This is a genomic window from Streptomyces sp. NPDC002851 (genome assembly GCF_053591935.1).
Map to the genome: position 1 here is coordinate 1 of NZ_JBSFUT010000039.1, position 16,336 is coordinate 16,336.

General features: G+C 70.3%; 17 protein-coding genes. 10 read left to right on the plus strand and 7 right to left on the minus strand.

All coding sequences use genetic code 11. The features are described from left to right. The first annotated feature begins 308 nt into the window (after positions 1 to 308). Positions 309 to 995 carry an SCO2400 family protein gene (locus tag ACWD10_RS31140; protein ID WP_451096988.1) on the plus strand — a complete coding sequence of 229 codons (687 nt, stop codon included), beginning with the start codon at positions 309 to 311 and terminating at the stop codon, positions 993 to 995. A gap of 62 nt (positions 996 to 1,057) precedes the next feature. On the opposite strand, the gene ACWD10_RS31145 is transcribed toward ACWD10_RS31140, so the two are convergent. Beyond that, a complete protein-coding gene (locus tag ACWD10_RS31145; RefSeq protein WP_451096989.1) occupies positions 1,058 to 1,504 on the minus strand; it encodes a MarR family winged helix-turn-helix transcriptional regulator in 447 nt (148 codons plus the stop codon). A gap of 104 nt (positions 1,505 to 1,608) precedes the next feature. On the opposite strand from ACWD10_RS31145, the gene ACWD10_RS31150 reads away from it, so the two are divergent. Both ACWD10_RS31150 and ACWD10_RS31155 read left to right on the plus strand, forming a co-directional pair. Further along, the gene (locus ACWD10_RS31150) at positions 1,609 to 2,634 is read left to right on the plus strand and encodes an NADP-dependent oxidoreductase (RefSeq protein ID WP_451096991.1); all 1,026 of its coding nucleotides are present in this window, start codon (positions 1,609 to 1,611) and stop codon (positions 2,632 to 2,634) included. Positions 2,635 to 2,754: 120 nt separating this feature from the next. Continuing rightward, the gene (locus tag ACWD10_RS31155) at positions 2,755 to 3,180 is read left to right on the plus strand and encodes an organic hydroperoxide resistance protein (RefSeq protein ID WP_451096993.1); all 426 of its coding nucleotides are present in this window, start codon (positions 2,755 to 2,757) and stop codon (positions 3,178 to 3,180) included. Positions 3,181 to 3,320: 140 nt separating this feature from the next. On the opposite strand, the gene ACWD10_RS31160 is transcribed toward ACWD10_RS31155, so the two are convergent. Further along, positions 3,321 to 5,711, minus strand: a complete 2,391-nt coding sequence (locus ACWD10_RS31160; protein WP_451096995.1) for a M14 family zinc carboxypeptidase — start codon at positions 5,709 to 5,711, stop codon at positions 3,321 to 3,323. Positions 5,712 to 5,809: 98 nt separating this feature from the next. Here ACWD10_RS31160 and ACWD10_RS31165 point away from each other — a divergent pair, with 98 nt between their 5' ends. Both ACWD10_RS31165 and ACWD10_RS31170 read left to right on the plus strand, forming a co-directional pair. Beyond that, positions 5,810 to 6,625 (plus strand): EI24 domain-containing protein, encoded by an 816-nt coding sequence (locus ACWD10_RS31165; protein WP_451097074.1) that lies wholly within the window; start codon positions 5,810 to 5,812, stop codon positions 6,623 to 6,625. Then, positions 6,622 to 7,236 (plus strand): LysE family translocator, encoded by a 615-nt coding sequence (locus tag ACWD10_RS31170; RefSeq protein WP_451096997.1) that lies wholly within the window; start codon positions 6,622 to 6,624, stop codon positions 7,234 to 7,236. The genes ACWD10_RS31165 and ACWD10_RS31170 overlap by 4 nt, the downstream gene beginning before the upstream one ends. Positions 7,237 to 7,239: 3 nt before the next feature. On the opposite strand, the gene ACWD10_RS31175 is transcribed toward ACWD10_RS31170, so the two are convergent. Both ACWD10_RS31175 and ACWD10_RS31180 read right to left on the minus strand, forming a co-directional pair. Further along, a complete protein-coding gene (locus tag ACWD10_RS31175; protein ID WP_451096999.1) occupies positions 7,240 to 7,692 on the minus strand; it encodes a pyridoxamine 5'-phosphate oxidase family protein in 453 nt (150 codons plus the stop codon). Positions 7,693 to 7,749: 57 nt separating this feature from the next. Beyond that, on the minus strand, positions 7,750 to 8,862 hold the full coding sequence (locus tag ACWD10_RS31180) for a helix-turn-helix domain-containing protein (RefSeq protein WP_451097001.1): 1,113 nt from the start codon (positions 8,860 to 8,862) through the stop codon (positions 7,750 to 7,752). Positions 8,863 to 9,219: 357 nt separating this feature from the next. On the opposite strand from ACWD10_RS31180, the gene ACWD10_RS31185 reads away from it, so the two are divergent. From ACWD10_RS31185 to ACWD10_RS31195, 3 genes are all read left to right on the plus strand, one after another. Next, on the plus strand, positions 9,220 to 9,480 hold the full coding sequence (locus ACWD10_RS31185) for a hypothetical protein (protein WP_451097003.1): 261 nt from the start codon (positions 9,220 to 9,222) through the stop codon (positions 9,478 to 9,480). 82 nt (positions 9,481 to 9,562) lie between these two features. Next, a complete protein-coding gene (locus ACWD10_RS31190; protein ID WP_451097075.1) occupies positions 9,563 to 10,054 on the plus strand; it encodes a DinB family protein in 492 nt (163 codons plus the stop codon). A 134-nt stretch (positions 10,055 to 10,188) separates the two neighbouring features. Next, a complete protein-coding gene (locus ACWD10_RS31195; protein WP_451097005.1) occupies positions 10,189 to 10,911 on the plus strand; it encodes a hypothetical protein in 723 nt (240 codons plus the stop codon). A gap of 82 nt (positions 10,912 to 10,993) precedes the next feature. Here the strand turns inward: ACWD10_RS31195 and ACWD10_RS31200 are convergent, their stop codons facing one another. Continuing rightward, positions 10,994 to 11,953 carry a LysR family transcriptional regulator gene (locus ACWD10_RS31200; protein ID WP_451097007.1) on the minus strand — a complete coding sequence of 320 codons (960 nt, stop codon included), beginning with the start codon at positions 11,951 to 11,953 and terminating at the stop codon, positions 10,994 to 10,996. A 49-nt stretch (positions 11,954 to 12,002) separates the two neighbouring features. On the opposite strand from ACWD10_RS31200, the gene ACWD10_RS31205 reads away from it, so the two are divergent. Continuing rightward, a complete protein-coding gene (locus tag ACWD10_RS31205) occupies positions 12,003 to 12,833 on the plus strand; it encodes an NAD(P)-dependent oxidoreductase (protein ID WP_451097009.1) in 831 nt (276 codons plus the stop codon). A gap of 427 nt (positions 12,834 to 13,260) precedes the next feature. Here the strand turns inward: ACWD10_RS31205 and ACWD10_RS31210 are convergent, their stop codons facing one another. Continuing rightward, the gene (locus ACWD10_RS31210) at positions 13,261 to 14,175 is read right to left on the minus strand and encodes an SGNH/GDSL hydrolase family protein (protein WP_451097011.1); all 915 of its coding nucleotides are present in this window, start codon (positions 14,173 to 14,175) and stop codon (positions 13,261 to 13,263) included. A 297-nt stretch (positions 14,176 to 14,472) separates the two neighbouring features. Here ACWD10_RS31210 and ACWD10_RS31215 point away from each other — a divergent pair, with 297 nt between their 5' ends. Next, the gene (locus ACWD10_RS31215; RefSeq protein ID WP_451097013.1) at positions 14,473 to 14,967 is read left to right on the plus strand and encodes a DUF3145 domain-containing protein; all 495 of its coding nucleotides are present in this window, start codon (positions 14,473 to 14,475) and stop codon (positions 14,965 to 14,967) included. An 80-nt stretch (positions 14,968 to 15,047) separates the two neighbouring features. On the opposite strand, the gene fabF is transcribed toward ACWD10_RS31215, so the two are convergent. Next, positions 15,048 to 16,313: a beta-ketoacyl-ACP synthase II gene (fabF, locus tag ACWD10_RS31220; RefSeq protein ID WP_451097015.1), complete on the minus strand. Its 1,266-nt coding sequence runs from the start codon at positions 16,311 to 16,313 to the stop codon at positions 15,048 to 15,050. Between the last annotated feature and the right edge of the window lie 23 nt (positions 16,314 to 16,336).

Genomic DNA, 16,336 nt, shown 5'->3' on the forward strand with positions numbered 1-16,336 from the left:
CCCGCTTCGACAAAACCGCCGCCATCTACCAGGCCGGACTACTCATCGCAGGCATCTTCCTCTGGGCCGCACGATGATCCAAGAGAAACGCCCTAACCCCGCTGGGCGCTTCGACCCCTGGACCCCCAGGGGTCTGGGGCGGAGCCCCAGTTGTGGGAAGGGGCGGGTAGGGGAAATAGGGTCGCCGCAGGCGCCAAGCTCCGCCGGACACGCCCTCGCGAGCTCAATCCTGAGCAGCCACTTTCGGCACACAACTTTCACACCTCCTGCCTCAGCCGTTACGCATCCCGCCCTAGCCTCTCGAACCTATGGACTACTGCCACCCATGCCGTCGCCATCTCAACGGCGCCCTGGCGTGCCCGGGCTGCGGCACCTCTGCCGAGGCCTGCCGCCGGTACGCCGAGGAGGCGGCCGCGGCCGAGGCGCTGGCGGAGGCCGGAGCGGGGGACGGCGAGGAGACGCGGACCGCCGGACGTCGACGCTCCCGGCTCCGCGGCGAGCGCACCCGCGCCGAGCGCCGCACCATGCTGCGCCGGCACCGCCGCCGCCGGAACCGGGTCTTCCTGCTCGGCGCGGGCCTCGTCCTGACCGCGGGCGCGGTCGCCGTGACCGAGTTGGGCGCGCAGGCCCCGACGGACGACCGGGCCGCGGGCTCCACGTCCCCGGACGGGACCCCCGACGACGCCACGGGCGCGACCCCGTCGGAGACGGAGACGTCCACCCCGGACCGGGCCGACCGCACTTCCCCGTCGCGCACCTCGCCCGCGGACTCGGCGACGCCCACGGACTCCGTAAGCCCGGACGAGACAACCAAGAAGCCGAAGAAGCCGAAGGAATCCTCGGAGCCGGACGAGTCGTCCACGCCGACCTCCCGCCCCACCACCCAGCGCCCGTCGTCCCGGCCCCCGCGGCCGACCCCGCCCGAGACCTCGGACCCGAAGCCGACCCCGTCGGAGACGGAGACGTGCACACGGTTCTTGTGGTGGTGCACGTAAGGGATTCTCGCCAAACAGCTCGGCGAGGGGCAGACCGCCGGGCCCAGACCGCCGGGCCCAGGTCAGGCGGTGTCGTCCCCCAGCATTCGCCGCAGCAGATCCCGCAGCGCCACCCGCTCCTCCCGGGACAGCTCGCCGAGCGGTTCGCGGGCGAAGTCGTCGAGGCCCTCGCGGAGTGCCCGGGCGGTGCGTGCCCCCTCCTCCGTCGGCGCCGCCAGCTTGACCCGCCGGTCGGCCGGGTCGGGCCGCCGGGCCACGTAGCCGCGGGCCTCCAGGCGGTCCACGATGCCGGTCACGTTCGACGGCTCGCACTTCAGCTTCTGGGCGATCCGGCGCATCGGCATGGGCTCCAGGGCGAGCAGTGCCAGGACCCGTGCCTGGGCGCCGGTGAGGGAGTGCTTGGTGGCCGCCCGGTCGTACTCGTCGTAGTAGCGCGATACGACGGTGCCGATCAGCTCGACGACCTCGAGGGTCAGCGGGTCGGTGCGGGGGGTGCGTTCGGGGGCCATGGTCACCAGGTTACCCATTTACTTGACAACATGAAATATCTAGGCGCATGGTTGTTTCACGTCATGAAGTAATCATGCATCACCTGAGTCAGGAGGCCGCAGCCATGACCACCCCCGCGCTCCCCGTCACCAGCCGCGAGTGGCACCTCGTCGCCCGCCCGCAGGGCTGGCCCAAGGCCGAGGACTTCGCCCTGCGCGAGGTGGAGCTCGGCGCCCCGGCCGAGGGCCGCATCCTCGTCCGCAATCTGCACTTCTCCGTGGACCCGTACATGCGCGGCCGGATGAACGACGTGAAGTCGTACGTCGCGCCCTTCCAGCTGGACAAGGCCATGGACGGCGGCGCGGTCGGCGAGGTCATCGCCTCGAACGCCGAGGGCTTTCAGGTCGGCGACCACGTGCTGCACGGCCTGGGCTGGCGGGACTACGCCGACCTGCCGGCCGAGCACGCCAAGAAGGTCGACGGCTCGCTCGCCCCGCTCTCCGCCTACCTCGGCGTCCTCGGCATGCCGGGCCTGACCGCCTACGCGGGCCTGTTCGAGGTCGCGTCCTTCAAGGAGGGCGACGCCGTCTTCGTCTCCGGCGCGGCCGGTGCCGTCGGCAGCCAGGTCGGCCAGCTGGCCCGGATCAAGGGCGCCTCGCGCGTCATCGGCTCGGCCGGTTCGGACGACAAGGTCAAGAAGCTGGTCGAGGAGTACGGCTTCGACGCGGCCTTCAACTACAAGAAGGGCCCGGTCGCCGAGCAGCTCAAGGAGGCCGCGCCCGAGGGCATCGACGTCTACTTCGACAACGTCGGCGGCGACCACCTGGAGGCCGCGATCAGCCGCCTCAACGTGGGCGGCCGCGTCACCGTCTGCGGCATGATCGCGGGCTACAACGACACCGAGCCGACGCCCGGCCCCCGCAACATGATGATGATCATCGGCAAGCGGCTCCGCCTTCAGGGCATGCTCGTCAACGACCACGCCGACCTGCAGCCGCAGTTCGTGCAGGACGTCGCCTCGTGGATCGCGAGCGGCGAGCTCAAGTACGACGAGACCTTCGTCGAGGGCATCGAGCACGGCGTGGACGCCTTCCTCGGCATGCTCCGCGGCGAGAACACCGGAAAGATGGTCGTTTCCCCCCGCCACTGATCCTTTTCTGGTTCGCGGAACCACGCTTCCGTGAACCGGAACCCCACCCATTAGTCTGAGCAGGAGCCCCCGGGTCGTGGGCGCGAGCTCGGGCGGCACAACTATGGAGGAATCGCTCAAATGGCCATTCAGCAGACCGACGTGAAGTACACCGCTATCGCCACCGCGGAGGGCGGCCGTGACGGTCGCGTCGCCGCCGACGACGGCCAGCTCGACGTCGTCGTCAACCCGCCGAAGCAGCTGGGCGGCTCCGGCGAGGGCACCAACCCCGAGCAGCTCTTCGCCGCCGGTTACGCGGCGTGCTTCCAGGGCGCCCTCGGCGTCGTCGCCCGCAACGAGAAGGTGGACATCACCGGCTCCCTCGTGACCGCCGAGGTCGGTATCGGCTCCAACGACGAGGGCTTCGGCATCATCGTCGCCATCAAGGGCTCCATACCCACGGTGGACGCCGCCAAGGCCAAGGAGCTCCTGGAGAAGGCCCACCAGGTCTGCCCGTACTCCAAGGCCACCCGCGGCAACATCGAGGTCAGCCTCGCCGTGGCCTGACCACGTTTGAGCCTGTCCGGCGATTGAGGACGAGCGCGTTCAGCGCGATACGGGGGTCTGGGGGCGTAGCCCCCAGTTACGGGAAGGGGCGGGACTGGGGAAAGAAACCCCAAGCCCGCCCCTTGGCGTTCAATGGCCCGTCACTCCGCCAGCAGCGCCCGCGCGACCTGCGGGAACATCCCCTTCGGGTGGTCCCGGAACATCGGCTCGGTGCCGAAGAGCACCACGTGCGCACCGTTGTCCGCGCGCCCGCTGACCACGGCGGCCTGCCCGGCCGCGTCGCCCGGACCCCCGGAACCGTCCGCCGCGGGCCGCCAGTGCCCGGACACGAGCGGGTTCCCGGCGGCGTACGCCTGGTCGACGCGCACCCCGGCCCCGAGGTCGGTGAACCACATCGGCCCGTACGTGAAGCTGTGCGCCGGGGCGCCCCCGGTCACCGCGCTGTCCTCCGCATTGCGCACCCGTACGACCCCGTTGGCGTCCCCGTTCCCGGCGACGGCCTTCGCGGCGAGGAGCCCGGCCTCGGTGTTGAAGGCGGCCCCGCTCGCGCCGCGCGCGACGACCCGGCCACCGTCCGCGAGGAACGCGTCGAGCGCGGCCCGCGCCTTCTTGCCCAACTTGCGGTGATCCAGGCCCCCGGAGACGTACAAGGCAGCCACGCCCGACCAGTCGAACCCTTCATTGAGGACGGCCGTCGACACGGGCTCCGCCTCGAAGCCCATCTCGCGCAGCGCGAACAGCTCACCGGGCGCGGCGGCCACGGCAACCCGGGCACCGTCCGTATCGAGCCCCAACTCGCCGCTCCCACCGCTCCCACCGGTCCCACCGCTTACATCACGCACCGGACGCAGCCCGGCGGGCAGCCCAGCGTCGCCGCGCTCGCCCCCGCGCTCGCCCTCGGGCACGTCCTCGACGGTGGCCCCCCAGAGCAGCCCGAGCGACCACCCGGAGATGTCGTACATGGTGCCGACCTTGTCGCTGATGTCCCGCCCGTCCGCGAGCAGCACATTGGCCATGGCCCGCTTGGCCTGGTGCATATCGACGACGTACGAGCCACGGGAGTACGAGCGTCCGGCGATCCGGAAGTCCCGAGTGGCCCGCGCCACCCGCACATCGTTGTCGAGCAGATGCCGCACGAGCCGCTCGGCATCGGCATCGGACCGCTGTCCGTCGCCGACCGGAATCACGTACGCGCGCGGGAAGTCGGTGGTGTAGACGTCCTCGGGCCCGATCCCGGGCACCCCGGGCACGGTCTCCGCGGAGACCGGAACCTGCTTCTCCCCGGCCTCGGCCCGCCGGAAGGTCTCGATCTGATCGCCGACGACCGAAGTGCGGTTCTGCAACTGCCACTTGAGCGTGGCCCGCATGGCGGCGCCCGCGATGTCGACGTTGATGGCGGACCGCCGCCGCAGTTCGCGGACCGGCAGCTCGTCGTACTCGTCGTTGTTCACGGCCATCGGGAACTCGATGGTGTGCGCGGCGACGGCGCCGTGGAACGGCATGTACTGGGGCGTGAAGATCGGCGGCCAGTCGTCCCAGCCCTCCTCCTGGTCCCGGAAGGGAATGACGGCGGGCTCCACGCCGTCCTTCTCTTCCGTGTACCCGAGCCCGTTGACGGCGGCCTCCATGCCGAGGGCGTTGGCGTACGTATTCTTCAGGAAGAGGTCGTACTCGTAATTCTCGCCGTGGGGCGGAGTGGTGGGCTCGATCAAGGTCCCGTTCACATAGCCATGCAGATCGATCATCACGGCGGGCTGCTTGTCGATGGCGATCTGCCGCATGGCCCGGGTCTCGGGCTGCGAGGCGGTCACGAAGTCCCGGTTCAGGTCGAAGCCGTTGCCGTTGGCGCGGGTACCGGCGATGCGCCCGTCGGGGTTGGCGGTGACGTTGAAGTAGATCCGGGACCGGTCGAGCAGTTCGCGGGTCCGCTTGCTGTCGGAGGTGGCGAGCTCCTCGATGAGTTCGAGCGCGGCGTCGGTCCCCTCCCACTCGTTCCCATGAATGTTGTTATTGACGAAAACGGGCGTCTTGTACGTGTCCTTGATCTCCTCATCCTTGGCGGCCTCGGCGGGCGCGTCCTCGATGAGTTGCCGCATCCGGTCCTGCGCGCTCGCCTCGCTCGCGGACTCGGGCGAGGTGACGGTGACGAGATAGAGCGGATTCCCCTCGGCCGACTCCCCGGCGATCTCGACGCTGACCCGCTCGCCGAGCTCCTGAAGCTCGTTCAGCTTGGGGGCGATGGCGTGGTACGGGGTGAGACCCAGCTTGACCGACTTGTCGTCGGGGTTTTCGGGCGGCGGGTCGAGCACTTGCTCGCGCGGGTAGCCGCCGGTGCGCGAGGCGAGGTCGGGTGTCTGCTCCTTCAGCGCCCGGGTGGCGGGCCCGGCGGGTGTGGTGGCGGCGTCGCGCACGCTCTCCCGCTCGCGCACGGGCCCGGGTTCGGGGCCGGCGACGGCGGGGGACGTCGGCGCGAGCAGCGCCCCACCGAGCACGACGGCGCCTGCCACGAGGAGAGGTCTCGGTATGCCCACACGTACCTCCAAGAGATCGGTACGCGAGGTCTACCGGATCAACTCACCCGCAACAAGAGCCTTTTGCCATCCCGCTTAGGCTGACCTCCATGCAAGCGATGCGCGACTTCGGAGCCGGACTCGGCTATCTCCTCAAGGGCCAGCGCTGGGTGGGCAAGCACGGCCGGAGCTTCGGCCTGGGCCTGCTCCCCGGGCTCATCACGCTCGTCGGGTACGCGGCGGCGCTGACGGCGCTGGCGCTGGGGGCGAACGACTTCGTGGACTGGGCGACGCCGTTCGCGGACGGCTGGTCGTCCCCGTGGCTGGGCCTGTTCCGGGGCTTCTTGACGGCCTTGGTCATCGCCCTCGGCCTGCTCCTGGCGGTCCTGACGTTCACGGCGGTGACGCTCCTCGTGGGCCAGCCCTTCTACGAGGCGTTGTCGGAACGGGTGGACAAGGACCAGTCCCCGGACGGCACGGCCCCGTCGACGGACCTGCCGCTGTGGCGGGACCTGTGGATCTCGGCGCGGGACAGCCTCCGCATCCTGGTACGGGCGTTGGGCTGGGCACTGCTGCTCTTCGCCCTCGGCTTCATCCCCGTCCTGGGTCAGACGGTGGTCCCGGTCATCGGCTTCTTCGTGACGGGCTTCTTCCTGGCACAGGAACTGGTGTCGGTGCCACTGCAGCGCCGGGGCGAAGCCGCCCGCGCACAGCTGGCGTTGCTGCGCGGGAACCGCATGGTGACGTGGGGCTTCGGCGTCCCGCTCGGCCTCTGCTTCCTGATCCCGTTCGTGGCGGTGTTCCTCATGCCGGGCGCGGTGGCGGGGGCGACGCTGATGGTGCGGGACTTGAGGCACGAGAACGACGAGAGCGACGAGAACGACGGGGGCGGGGCCTTGCAGACGGCGGACGACCACCGCAAGATCACCCCATGACCGAACTGTTGGCCGTAGCCGCGATAACGATCCTGGCCGTCATCAGCCCCGGCGCGGACTTCGCGATGATCGTCCGCAACAGCTATCTGTACGGCCGTACGACGGGCCTGTTGGCGGCGACAGGGGTAGCGGCCGGAGTCCTGGTCCACGTCACGTACACGATGCTGGGCGTGGGCCTCCTGATCGCCTCGTCAACAACCCTGTTCACGATCATCAAACTGGCAGGCGCGGCGTACTTGATCTGGGTGGGCGTGAAAACCTTCCGCTCGCGGGGAGCGACGGAGATCGACCTGGAGTCGAAACCGGAACTCACCCCCTGGGCCTCCCTGCGCGCGGGCTTCCTGACGAACGTCCTGAACCCCAAGACAACACTCTTCGTGGTCTCGACCTTCACGCAGGTCGTGAACCCGGACACGGGCCTGGCCCGCCAGGCGGGGTACGGCCTCTTCATGTCGGCGGCCCACCTGGGCTGGTTCGCGGTGGTGGCGCTGTTCTTCTCGCGGACCCGCCTGCGCGAGCGGATGCTCCGCGCCCAGAAGGTCCTGAACAAGGCCATCGGCTCGGTCCTGGCGGGCCTGGGCGTGAGCCTGGCCTTCGCCCCGTCCAACTGAGGCTTACGCCTCGACGAGGTAACTGAGGTCCTTGGCGTTCAGCGCCTCGGGCACAAGCCGAAGCCAACGGGTCCCCAACTCCTCCGGATCCGCCCGCAGATACCGCACGAACCGCGGATCCCACCGTGACTCGTCCGTCCCGAGATACCGGGAGAGCTTGCGCCATCCGCGCTCGGCGTCGAACGGCAGGAGCTCGGCGCGGCCGCGGGCGGTGACTTGCCGGACCAGCCCGGCGCCGAGGTCGCACTCGTCGACGACGAGCGCAACCCGTGGGTCTTTCCGTACCTGTTCGGGCAGCCTGGCCCAGGGCCCGGTGATGACCCAGAAGGCCCGGTCCTCCCACAGGTACCAAACGGGCCGCACGGTAGGACCGTTGGGCCCCCTGGTCGCGAGACGTGCGGTGAGGGACCGGGCGAGGAATTCGTCGACGTCGAACGGTTCGGGGTCCCTGCTCACCACGGAGCTCCTTCGTGAAGTGCCCCCAGGCGGTGGGGGTGGAGTATGGGCACGTGGTCAGCGCTTGATCTCGTCCATGAGCATCCGCAGGGTGAGGCTGTGCTTTTCAGGGGGCAGCTTGTCGAGCGCTTTCTGTGCGTACGCCCGGCCGCCGTCGCGATCCCCCGCCCTCGCGAGCATGAGACCCCGGTGTATCTCCAGATGGGTGGCGAACCGGGGCAATGACTCCGGAAGTTCGGAGAAGGCGGCGTCCTGCGCCTCAACCGCGTGCTTCTCGTCCCCGAGCCTGGCGAGCAGGAGGCTGAGGAAGACGTTCATGCGCCAGTACGGAACTCCGTAATCCGAGGTCTGCTCGTGAGACCCCGCAGCGTCGAAGGTCCGCTTCCCTTCCTCGACCAGACTTCGAGCGGTCTCGGTGTCACCCCGTAGGGCCGAGGCATGCGCCTTGCCCATGATCGCGTTCAAGCGGCCCAGGCTTGGCCTGTCCGAGATGCCGATGGCCTGGTCGCCGAACATGTCCGCAACGCCGAGCGAGGCTCCCTCGTATCCGAGCGCGATGGCTGCCCGGCCCCGTACCCACACGCGGGTGCGCTCGTCCCCCGAGCGGTCCGCCGCCTGAGCGGCCATCCGGTACCAACCGACGGCCTTCGCACCGTCCGAGCCCGGGAACGTCTTGGCGTACAGCGTCATCAGCCGCGCCGCGACCGTCCACAACCGTGGCTCGTCCAACTGCTGTTGCAATACGACCAGTTCTCCGGCCAACCGCCGCTGGATGTCCGCCGCCCCCATGGACATGTAGTCGTGCCCATACGCGGCCAGCTTGGCCTCCCACTCGTCAGCCGCCGGGCCCGCCCCCGCCAACCGCGCGGAGAAGCCTTCGGCAATCAGGTCGGAGGCGACGATGGGGGCGATCGCCGTCGCGGCCACGTCGGTGATGAACGTCCTTCGCTTCACAGACTCGTGCTCCAGTACTGCCAGCGGTACGTCAAGGACGGCGGACAGGTGTCGCAGCCAGAACGCGCTCGGCTCGAACCTGCCGCTCTCCCAGCGCCGAGAGATGTACTCCCGTGTGATGTTGCAACCGGCGCTCTTCGTGAGTTCTTCCGCCAGCCGTCCCTGGGACCAGCCGCGCGCCGCACGCAGATCCCGCACCAAGTCCCCAATGGCCATGGCTCCATGATGCGCCCGGAACCGTCACGGATCCCGACTACAGGCGCGCTCGGGCGGCACTGCCACTACACATGCCACTAGTGACGTTGATCACTCGGCGAGAGTCTGTGAGCTGAACACCCAACTGCCCACCGAGAACGGGATGCTGATGGACCGACGACTACCAGCCGCCGAGGACGCGTTACTCGCGGGCCACGAGGCGGCCGACCGACTCAGGGACGCACTCGCCCTGGCAGGCTTCGCGCTTCCCTCGCTGCGGGGTGACGTCCCGAGCGTAGAAGACCGGGCACACGTCCACCTCGGGGGAGCCTCAGCCGATCTCGTCGCACGACTCGCAGAGTGGATCAAGGAGCGGGCATGACACGCAGGAACCATGAGGAGGGTTGGCGCGTCGAGCTCCTGGCTACCAAGCGCCCCCACCCCACCGAGGACGGGTTGATTGCGTTCCCTCTTTGGCTCGTCAAGGACGGAGAGCATGTGGGCGACATCGAGTTGGCGCTGTCCCCGCACGAGGCCGAACAATTACACGCTGGGCTCTGCTATCAACTTGGCGAGCACGGCCAGGAGGCCGTCACAGCACCCGCCTGTCGAGATGTGCCGGGTGGGCCGAAGTCCTGAGCAGCCGCCCACAGCGAGGTGAGACGATGCGTCCGTGAGTACGGAAGAGAACACCACCGCCGCCGTACAGTCCGAGCGAGGCATGCCGCCGATGAAGGCGGACGAACGGGACACCCTCGTCGGGTGGTTGGACTTCTACCGGGACACGTTGGCGCTCAAGTGCGAGGGGCTGAGCGAGGAACAGCTGGGCCAGGCATCCGTGGCGCCCTCCGGCCTGACGCTGCAGGGCCTGGTGCAACACATGGCGGAGGTGGAGCGGAACTGGTTCCGGCGGGTGCTCGCCGGGGAGCAGGTTCCGCCGATCTATGATCCCGAGGCCGATCCGGACGGCGTGGACGGGGGCTTCGAGCTGGCCCCCGACGTCGCCTTCGGGCAGGCCGTAAAGACCTGGCGGGACGAGATCGCCCATGCTCGGGACAACTGCGCTTCCCGCGCCCTCGACGACACCAGCCCGTTCATGGGTGGCGAGGTCACGCTGCGCTGGATCTTCACCCACATGATCGCCGAGTACGCCCGTCACTGCGGGCACGCCGATCTGCTGCGTGAGCGCATTGACGGGCGGACCGGGGTGTGACCCGCGTACGACGGGCCGACATGCACCCGAACGGTCCACGTCCTACGGTTTGAGGTGGAGCATCCCCGACGGGAGGTAGTCCCATGCGGAGGCCACGGACCCGGACCCGGAGCCGTAAGACGACGCTGAGAACTGTGGGCGTCACCGTCTGTACGACCGCCCTGGTGGGTGCGTTGGCGTCACCCGTGGTTGCCGCGGGCGATGACAACGGGGTCGCGGATCTGAGCGCAGAGGAAATCGCGCGGGAGGCGCGCAAGGCCGTCAAGGGGTTGTCCTCCGTGCACGTCGAGGCAGACGTACAGGCGCGCTCCGTGACGTCGGTCAGAGAGCTCGACCTGTCCATGGACCGCGACGCCAACTGCACCGGCACCGTCGAACAGTACGCCGGGAGCTTCGAGTTGATCCGGCAGGGCGACAAGCTGTGGATCCAGCCGGACGAGCGGTGGATCGATGCCCGGCTGCCCGGCCTGACGGACCGGGCCAAGTCGAGGCTGCGCGACGGCGCGTACATCGCGACGACCGTGAAGAGCCCGCAGGGGGCCGAGATCGCCCCGCTCTGCGATCTGGACGGGATCGAGCGTCGGCTGAGCCAGCAGTCCGAGAAGGCCGCCGAGGCGCGCCTCACCAAGGGGTCGACGACCAAGGTCGAGGGCAAGCCTGTCATCCAGATCTCGGCCCGCACCGACACCGTCGAGGCCGAGGCGTTCATCGCGACCGAGGGCAAGCCGTATCCGCTCAGGATCACCGGCAGGTCCAAGGCCGAGAACGCCACCATCGCCGCGGAGTTCTCCGACTTCGACAAGTCGGTTAAGGTCAAGGCCCCTCCGGCCGACAAGACCATCGGCCTCCGCCGCTGAGCCGCTGTCAGCCCCCGCCCGCCCGTACCGGCCTACCGGCACACCTGCCCTCTCCACGCCTCGTTCGTCCGTCGTACGCCCGTCAGTCGGGAGCGAATCGCGCCGCCGCGTCGGCCAGTTCCTCGAGGAACGCTGCTGCCGCCGGTGACAGCGACCGCCCCCGCGCCGTCGCCGCGTACACCGCCCGCGCCGGGGCGTCCGTCTTGTGCAGGGCCACCAGCGCGATGTCCGGGCGTACCGAGTCCGCGGCCAGGGCCGGGATCAGGGTCACTCCGAGACCCGCGGCCACGTAGCCCTGCTTCGCGATCCACTCCGCCGCCACGACCGTGATTCGGGGGCGGAAGCCGGTCGCCGCGGCCGGGCCGAGCAGGCTGTGCTCGATCCGCGGGCTGCCGGAGATCCAGTCCTCATCGGCCAGTTCGGCGAGGCGGACGCGGCGCCGGGCCGCGAGCCGGTGGCCCGCCGGTACGGCGATGTACATGCGCTCGTCGAGCAGATGACGCAGCTCGTACGGTTCCAGGGCGGCGCCGCCCGCCGTCGTGGCGACCACCGCCAGGTCCAGCTCCCCGGCGTCCAGGCCCGCCAAGTGCGCGGCCGTCAGGCCCTCTTGGCGGGTGAGGGTCACCGCGGGGTGCCGGGACCGGAACGCCGCGATCGCGTGCGGCAGCAGCGCCGCGTCCGCCGTGGGGAACGCCCCGACTCTCAGCCGTCCGCTGTTCAGCCGGTGCAGATCCGTCAAGTCGGTGCGCGCGCGGGCGAGTTGGGCCGTCATCGCCTCGGCGTGCGGGCGCAGGGCGTGGCCGTGCTCGGTGAGGTGTACGCCGCGGGGCAGCCGGTCGAAGAGGAGCGCGCCGCCGAGGGCGGACTCCAGGGCGGAGATCTGACGGGAGATCGCGGACTGGGTGTAGCCGAGGGACGCCGCGGCACCCGTGAACGAGCCCTGCTCGGCGACCGTCAGAAAGACCCGCAGCCAGGCCGTGGACAGGTCGGGGCGGGCCGGGCCGGATGCAGATGAGCCATTCCGCTTACGCATGGGTGTCATGCTAGACATTCGCTTGTCGCATCACGCGCCCCGGCCTAGCGTCGACGCCATGGAACAGATCGCCTTTCTCGGGCTCGGGCACATGGGCGCCCCCATGGCCGGTCGGCTGCTCCGCGCCGGCTATCCGCTGACCGTCTGGAACCGCACCCCCGACAAGGCCGCGCCGCTCGTCGCCGCGGGCGCGCGGCAGGCCGCGACCCCGGCCGAGGCGGTACGCGGAGCCGATGTCGTCCTCACCATGCTGGCCGGTCCCGAGGCCCTGAACGCCGTGGCCGAACAGCTCACCGGCCCGGACGTGCTGCGGCCCGGCACGCACTGGGCGGAGATGTCCACCGTCGGCCCGGACGCCGTACGAGACCTCGCGGAGCGGCTGCCGCACGGCATCGGCCTGGTCGATGCCCCGGTCATGGGCTCCACGGACAAGGCCGCGGCCGGTGGGCTCGGCATTCTCGCGGGGGGTACGGAAGCGGACGTGACGGCGGTCGAGGGCGTCCTGTCCCGGCTCGGCACCGTCACCCGCATCGGGCCCCTGGGTTCCGGCGCCGCGCTCAAACTCGTCGTCAACACCGCGGTGATGGGCGGCGTCGTCCTGGTCGCGGAGGCGATGCGGCTCGCCGACGCGCTCGGCCTCGACGAGACCACCGCGAGGGACGCGCTCGACCGGAGCCCCCTGTCCGGCGCCGCCACCCGCGCCTTCGCGACCACCGTGCACTTCGGCAACGACCTCGCTGTCAAGGACATCGCCCTGGCCACACGCACCGCCCGACTACCCGCCATGGAGGCCGTGTTGGCCCACTTCGAGGCGGCGGCCGCCGACCCGGCCCTGACCCACGAGGACATCGCCCACGCCGTCCCCCACATCCGCCGCGCCGGATCCTGACCCGCCGTGCCGTAGGCCCGGGTGCCGTCACCCGGGGCCCGTGGCGAAGCCGCCAGGGCGTGACCAGCGCATCTTGACGACGCCTGCGGCGGGCTTTTTCCCCTACCCGCCCCTTCCCACAACTGGGGCTCCGCCCCAGACCCCTGGGGGTCAGGGGGCGAAGCCCCGGGTGGGGTTAGGGGGCGAAGCCCGGGCGGGGTCTGGGGGCGAAGCCCCCGGTAGGTTGAAGGTCTGGGGGTGAAGCCCCCGGTGGGGGGCTGGGGGCCGTAGGCCCCCAGTTTCGGGAAGGGGCGGGGCAGGGGAGCAAACTCGCCGCAGGCGCCACGGTCCACCGGACACACCCTGGGCGCTCCAGACCCCCGGCCCAGACCCTCGGCCCAGACCCTCGCCCCAGACCCCCGGCCAAGGCCCCGCCCAGACCCCCGCCTTAAGACGGCAACCGCTCCGCCGTCACCGTCTCGAACGCCAGCTTCGCGAGGCGGGACTGGCCGTCCTTGCTCGGGTGGAACCAGTCCCAGTGGCTCAACTGGCCCGGGTCGAAGCGGTAGTTGTACACCGCCCCGCCGTCGTAGCGGCAGAAGCGGTCCTTGCGGCAGACCGCTCCGAGGACCTCGTTGTACGCCTCCACCCGGCCCCGCACCGAGTCCCGGCGCCGCGACGCCTTCGCGTCCACCGCGTCCGGATCGCTCAGCGCCGTCGGGCAGATGCCCAGCTTCCACACCTGCTTGGCCACCGTGTCGCCCCGCCCCGTGGACCAGAGCCGCTTCAGATCCGGCACGCTGGCGACGTACACCTGCGCCTTCGGCGCCTCGCGGCGCAGCGTCCGCAGCGCCTCCTCGAAGTCCCGGCGGAACGAGTCGACCGGTGTCATCGCCGACAGCCCGCCCCGGCACGCGTCATTGGCGCCCATCAGAACCGTCACCAACTCCGGTGACTTCTCGGCCGCCTGCTCCATCTGCTCCGGCAGGTCAGCCATCCGGGCACCGGTCTGCGCGAAGTTCCAGCTGCGCGTGGCCGCCGCCGACGCGCCGAGCAGCCGCACCGCGAGGCTGCGCACCGCCCGGTCCGACCCCGTCGACCAGGACGCCTCCGGGCAGTCGGAGAGCACCGTACAGGCGTCGAAGCCGCGCGTGATGGAGTCGCCGACCGCCGCGACCGATGCGGGGCGGGTGTTCCAGACCGGTTCCGGCTTCGGCGACGGCGACTTCTTGGCCGCCGCCGTGCCCGGTGGCGCGGGCGCCGCCCCGCCGGTGGCGTCACACGCGACCAGCGCGCCCGCGAGCAGCGCTGCGACGGCGACCGTGGCGGCGGCACGTGCGCGGCCTCGACCGGTGTCCCGCATGGTGGCGTCCCCTCTGCGACGAGTCTGGCGTCCTGCCGGGTGAATGCTTACTGTTTCCGGGCCTTGGGACCGACGGTACGTCACCCTCGGGTCGCCGCCGCACGATAGCTTTGGCCCCAGTCGACCCAGAGACACGTCGCTGTCTCGGTTCCGGTAAATTACATCACGTCAGATCTGTCCGAGTTAGTTGGCGTTAGTCGGCCTTGCGTCGGTATTGGTCAGCATTTACGTCGGTATTGCACGGCACACGGGCGAGGCGCTGGGGAAGGCGATCCTCGACCCACCCTGGAGGTCCCGGTGACGACACGTGGAGTCCTGTACGTGCACTCAGCTCCGCGCGCGCTGTGCCCGCACATCGAATGGGCCGTCGCGGGCGTGCTCGGCGTACGCGTCAACCTCGACTGGATCCGGCAGCCCGCCGCGCCCGGCACCTGGAGAGCCGAGTTCTCCTGGCAGGGCGAACCCGGCACCGCCTCCCAACTCGCCTCCGCACTGCGCGGCTGGCAGATGCTGCGCTTCGAGGTGACCTCCGAGCCCTGCCCCAACGCGGAGGGCGAGCGCTACAGCGCCACGCCCGACCTGGGCATCTTCCACGCCGTCACCGGAATGCACGGCGACATCCTGATCCCCGAGGACCGGCTGCGCGCCGCCCTCGCCCGTTCCAAGGGCGGCGAGAGCGACCTGGAGGCCGAGGTGTCCAGACTCCTCGGTAAGCCCTGGGACGACGAGTTGGAGCCGTTCCGGTACGCGGGGGAGGGCGCGCCGGTGCGCTGGCTGCACCAAGTCGTCTGATCCGTACCCATGCATGACGAAGGCTCACCCGAAACCGGGTGAGCCTTCGTCATGCGCAGGTACGGGAAAAGCGCTCAGCGTCAGACCGTACGGAACGCCAGAACCACGTTATGGCCACCGAAGCCGAACGAGTTGTTGATCGCCGCGATCGTGCCGGACGGCAACTCCCGGGGCTCGCCGCGGACGACATCCGCGTCCACCTCGGGGTCGAGCTCGTCGATGTTGATGGTCGGCGGGGCCGTGCGGTGGTGCAGCGCGAGGACCGTCGCGACGGTCTCGATGCCGCCCGCGCCACCCAGGAGGTGACCGGTCATCGACTTGGTGCTGGAGATCGCGACATGGTCGAGCTCGTCGCCGAAGGTCTTGCGCAGCGCCTTGATCTCGGCCACGTCGCCCTGCGGCGTCGAGGTGGCGTGCGCGTTGACGTGCACGACCTCGGCGGGCTTCAGGTCGGTGGTGTCGAGGAGGTTCTGCAGCGCGGCGGCGATGCCGCGGCCGGTCGGCTCGGGCTGCGCGATGTGGTGGCTGTCCGCGGACAGGCCCTGCCCGAGCACCTCGCAGTAGACCCGGGCACCGCGCTTGGCGGCGTGCTCGGCCGACTCGAGGATGACCACGCCCGCACCCTCGCCGAGGACGAAGCCGTCCCGGGCGGTGTCATAGGGGCGCGAGGCCTTCTCGGGCTCGTCGTTGTTCTTGGACATCGCCATCATGTTGGCGAACGCCGCGACCGGCAGCGGGTGCACGGCCGCCTCGGTGCCACCGGCGACGACGATGTCGGCACGGCCCGAGCGGATCATTTCGTACGCGTAGCCGATGGCCTCGGCGCCCGACGCGCACGCGGAGACCGGGGTGTGCACGCCGGCCTGGGCGTTCACCTCCAGACCCACGTTGGCGGAGGGGCTGTTGGGCATCAGCATCGGCACGGTGTGCGGGGAGACCCGGCGGGAGCCCTTCTCCTTCAGCACGTCGTACTGGTCGAGCAGGGTGGTGACGCCGCCGATGCCGGAGGCGATGACGGAGCCGAGCCGGTCCGGGGCGATGTCGTTGCCGTCCTCGCCCGCCTTGCCGGTGTAACCCGCGTCGCGCCACGCCTCCTGTGCCGCGATCAGCGCGAACTGCGCCGAGCGGTCCAGCTTGCGGGCCAGCGGCCGGGGCAGCACCTCGGTCGGCTCGACCGCCGCGGTGGCGGCGATCCGGACGGGCAGGTCGGCGAAGCGCTCGCCCTCGAGCGGGCGGACGCCGGAGCGGCCCGCGGCGAGGCCCTCCCAGAAGGAACCCGCGTCGCCACCCAGCGGTGTGGTTGCGCCGATACCGGTGACGACCACGGTGCGATTGGTCGAGCTCACTGGAATTCTTTCTCCACGTGTCG

Excerpts from the sequence above, each read along its gene's own strand:
- ACWD10_RS31140 (WP_451096988.1), top strand. The coding sequence starts at position 309 with ATGGACTACTGCCACCCATGCCGTCGCCATCTCAACGGCGCCCTGGCG.
- ACWD10_RS31145 (WP_451096989.1), bottom strand. The coding sequence starts at position 1,504 with ATGGCCCCCGAACGCACCCCCCGCACCGACCCGCTGACCCTCGAGGTC.
- ACWD10_RS31150 (WP_451096991.1), top strand. The coding sequence starts at position 1,609 with ATGACCACCCCCGCGCTCCCCGTCACCAGCCGCGAGTGGCACCTCGTC.
- ACWD10_RS31155 (WP_451096993.1), top strand. The coding sequence starts at position 2,755 with ATGGCCATTCAGCAGACCGACGTGAAGTACACCGCTATCGCCACCGCG.
- ACWD10_RS31165 (WP_451097074.1), top strand. The coding sequence starts at position 5,810 with ATGCGCGACTTCGGAGCCGGACTCGGCTATCTCCTCAAGGGCCAGCGC.
- ACWD10_RS31170 (WP_451096997.1), top strand. The coding sequence starts at position 6,622 with ATGACCGAACTGTTGGCCGTAGCCGCGATAACGATCCTGGCCGTCATC.
- ACWD10_RS31180 (WP_451097001.1), bottom strand. The coding sequence starts at position 8,862 with ATGGCCATTGGGGACTTGGTGCGGGATCTGCGTGCGGCGCGCGGCTGG.
- ACWD10_RS31185 (WP_451097003.1), top strand. The coding sequence starts at position 9,220 with ATGACACGCAGGAACCATGAGGAGGGTTGGCGCGTCGAGCTCCTGGCT.
- ACWD10_RS31190 (WP_451097075.1), top strand. The coding sequence starts at position 9,563 with ATGCCGCCGATGAAGGCGGACGAACGGGACACCCTCGTCGGGTGGTTG.
- ACWD10_RS31200 (WP_451097007.1), bottom strand. The coding sequence starts at position 11,953 with ATGACACCCATGCGTAAGCGGAATGGCTCATCTGCATCCGGCCCGGCC.
- ACWD10_RS31205 (WP_451097009.1), top strand. The coding sequence starts at position 12,003 with ATGGAACAGATCGCCTTTCTCGGGCTCGGGCACATGGGCGCCCCCATG.
- ACWD10_RS31210 (WP_451097011.1), bottom strand. The coding sequence starts at position 14,175 with ATGCGGGACACCGGTCGAGGCCGCGCACGTGCCGCCGCCACGGTCGCC.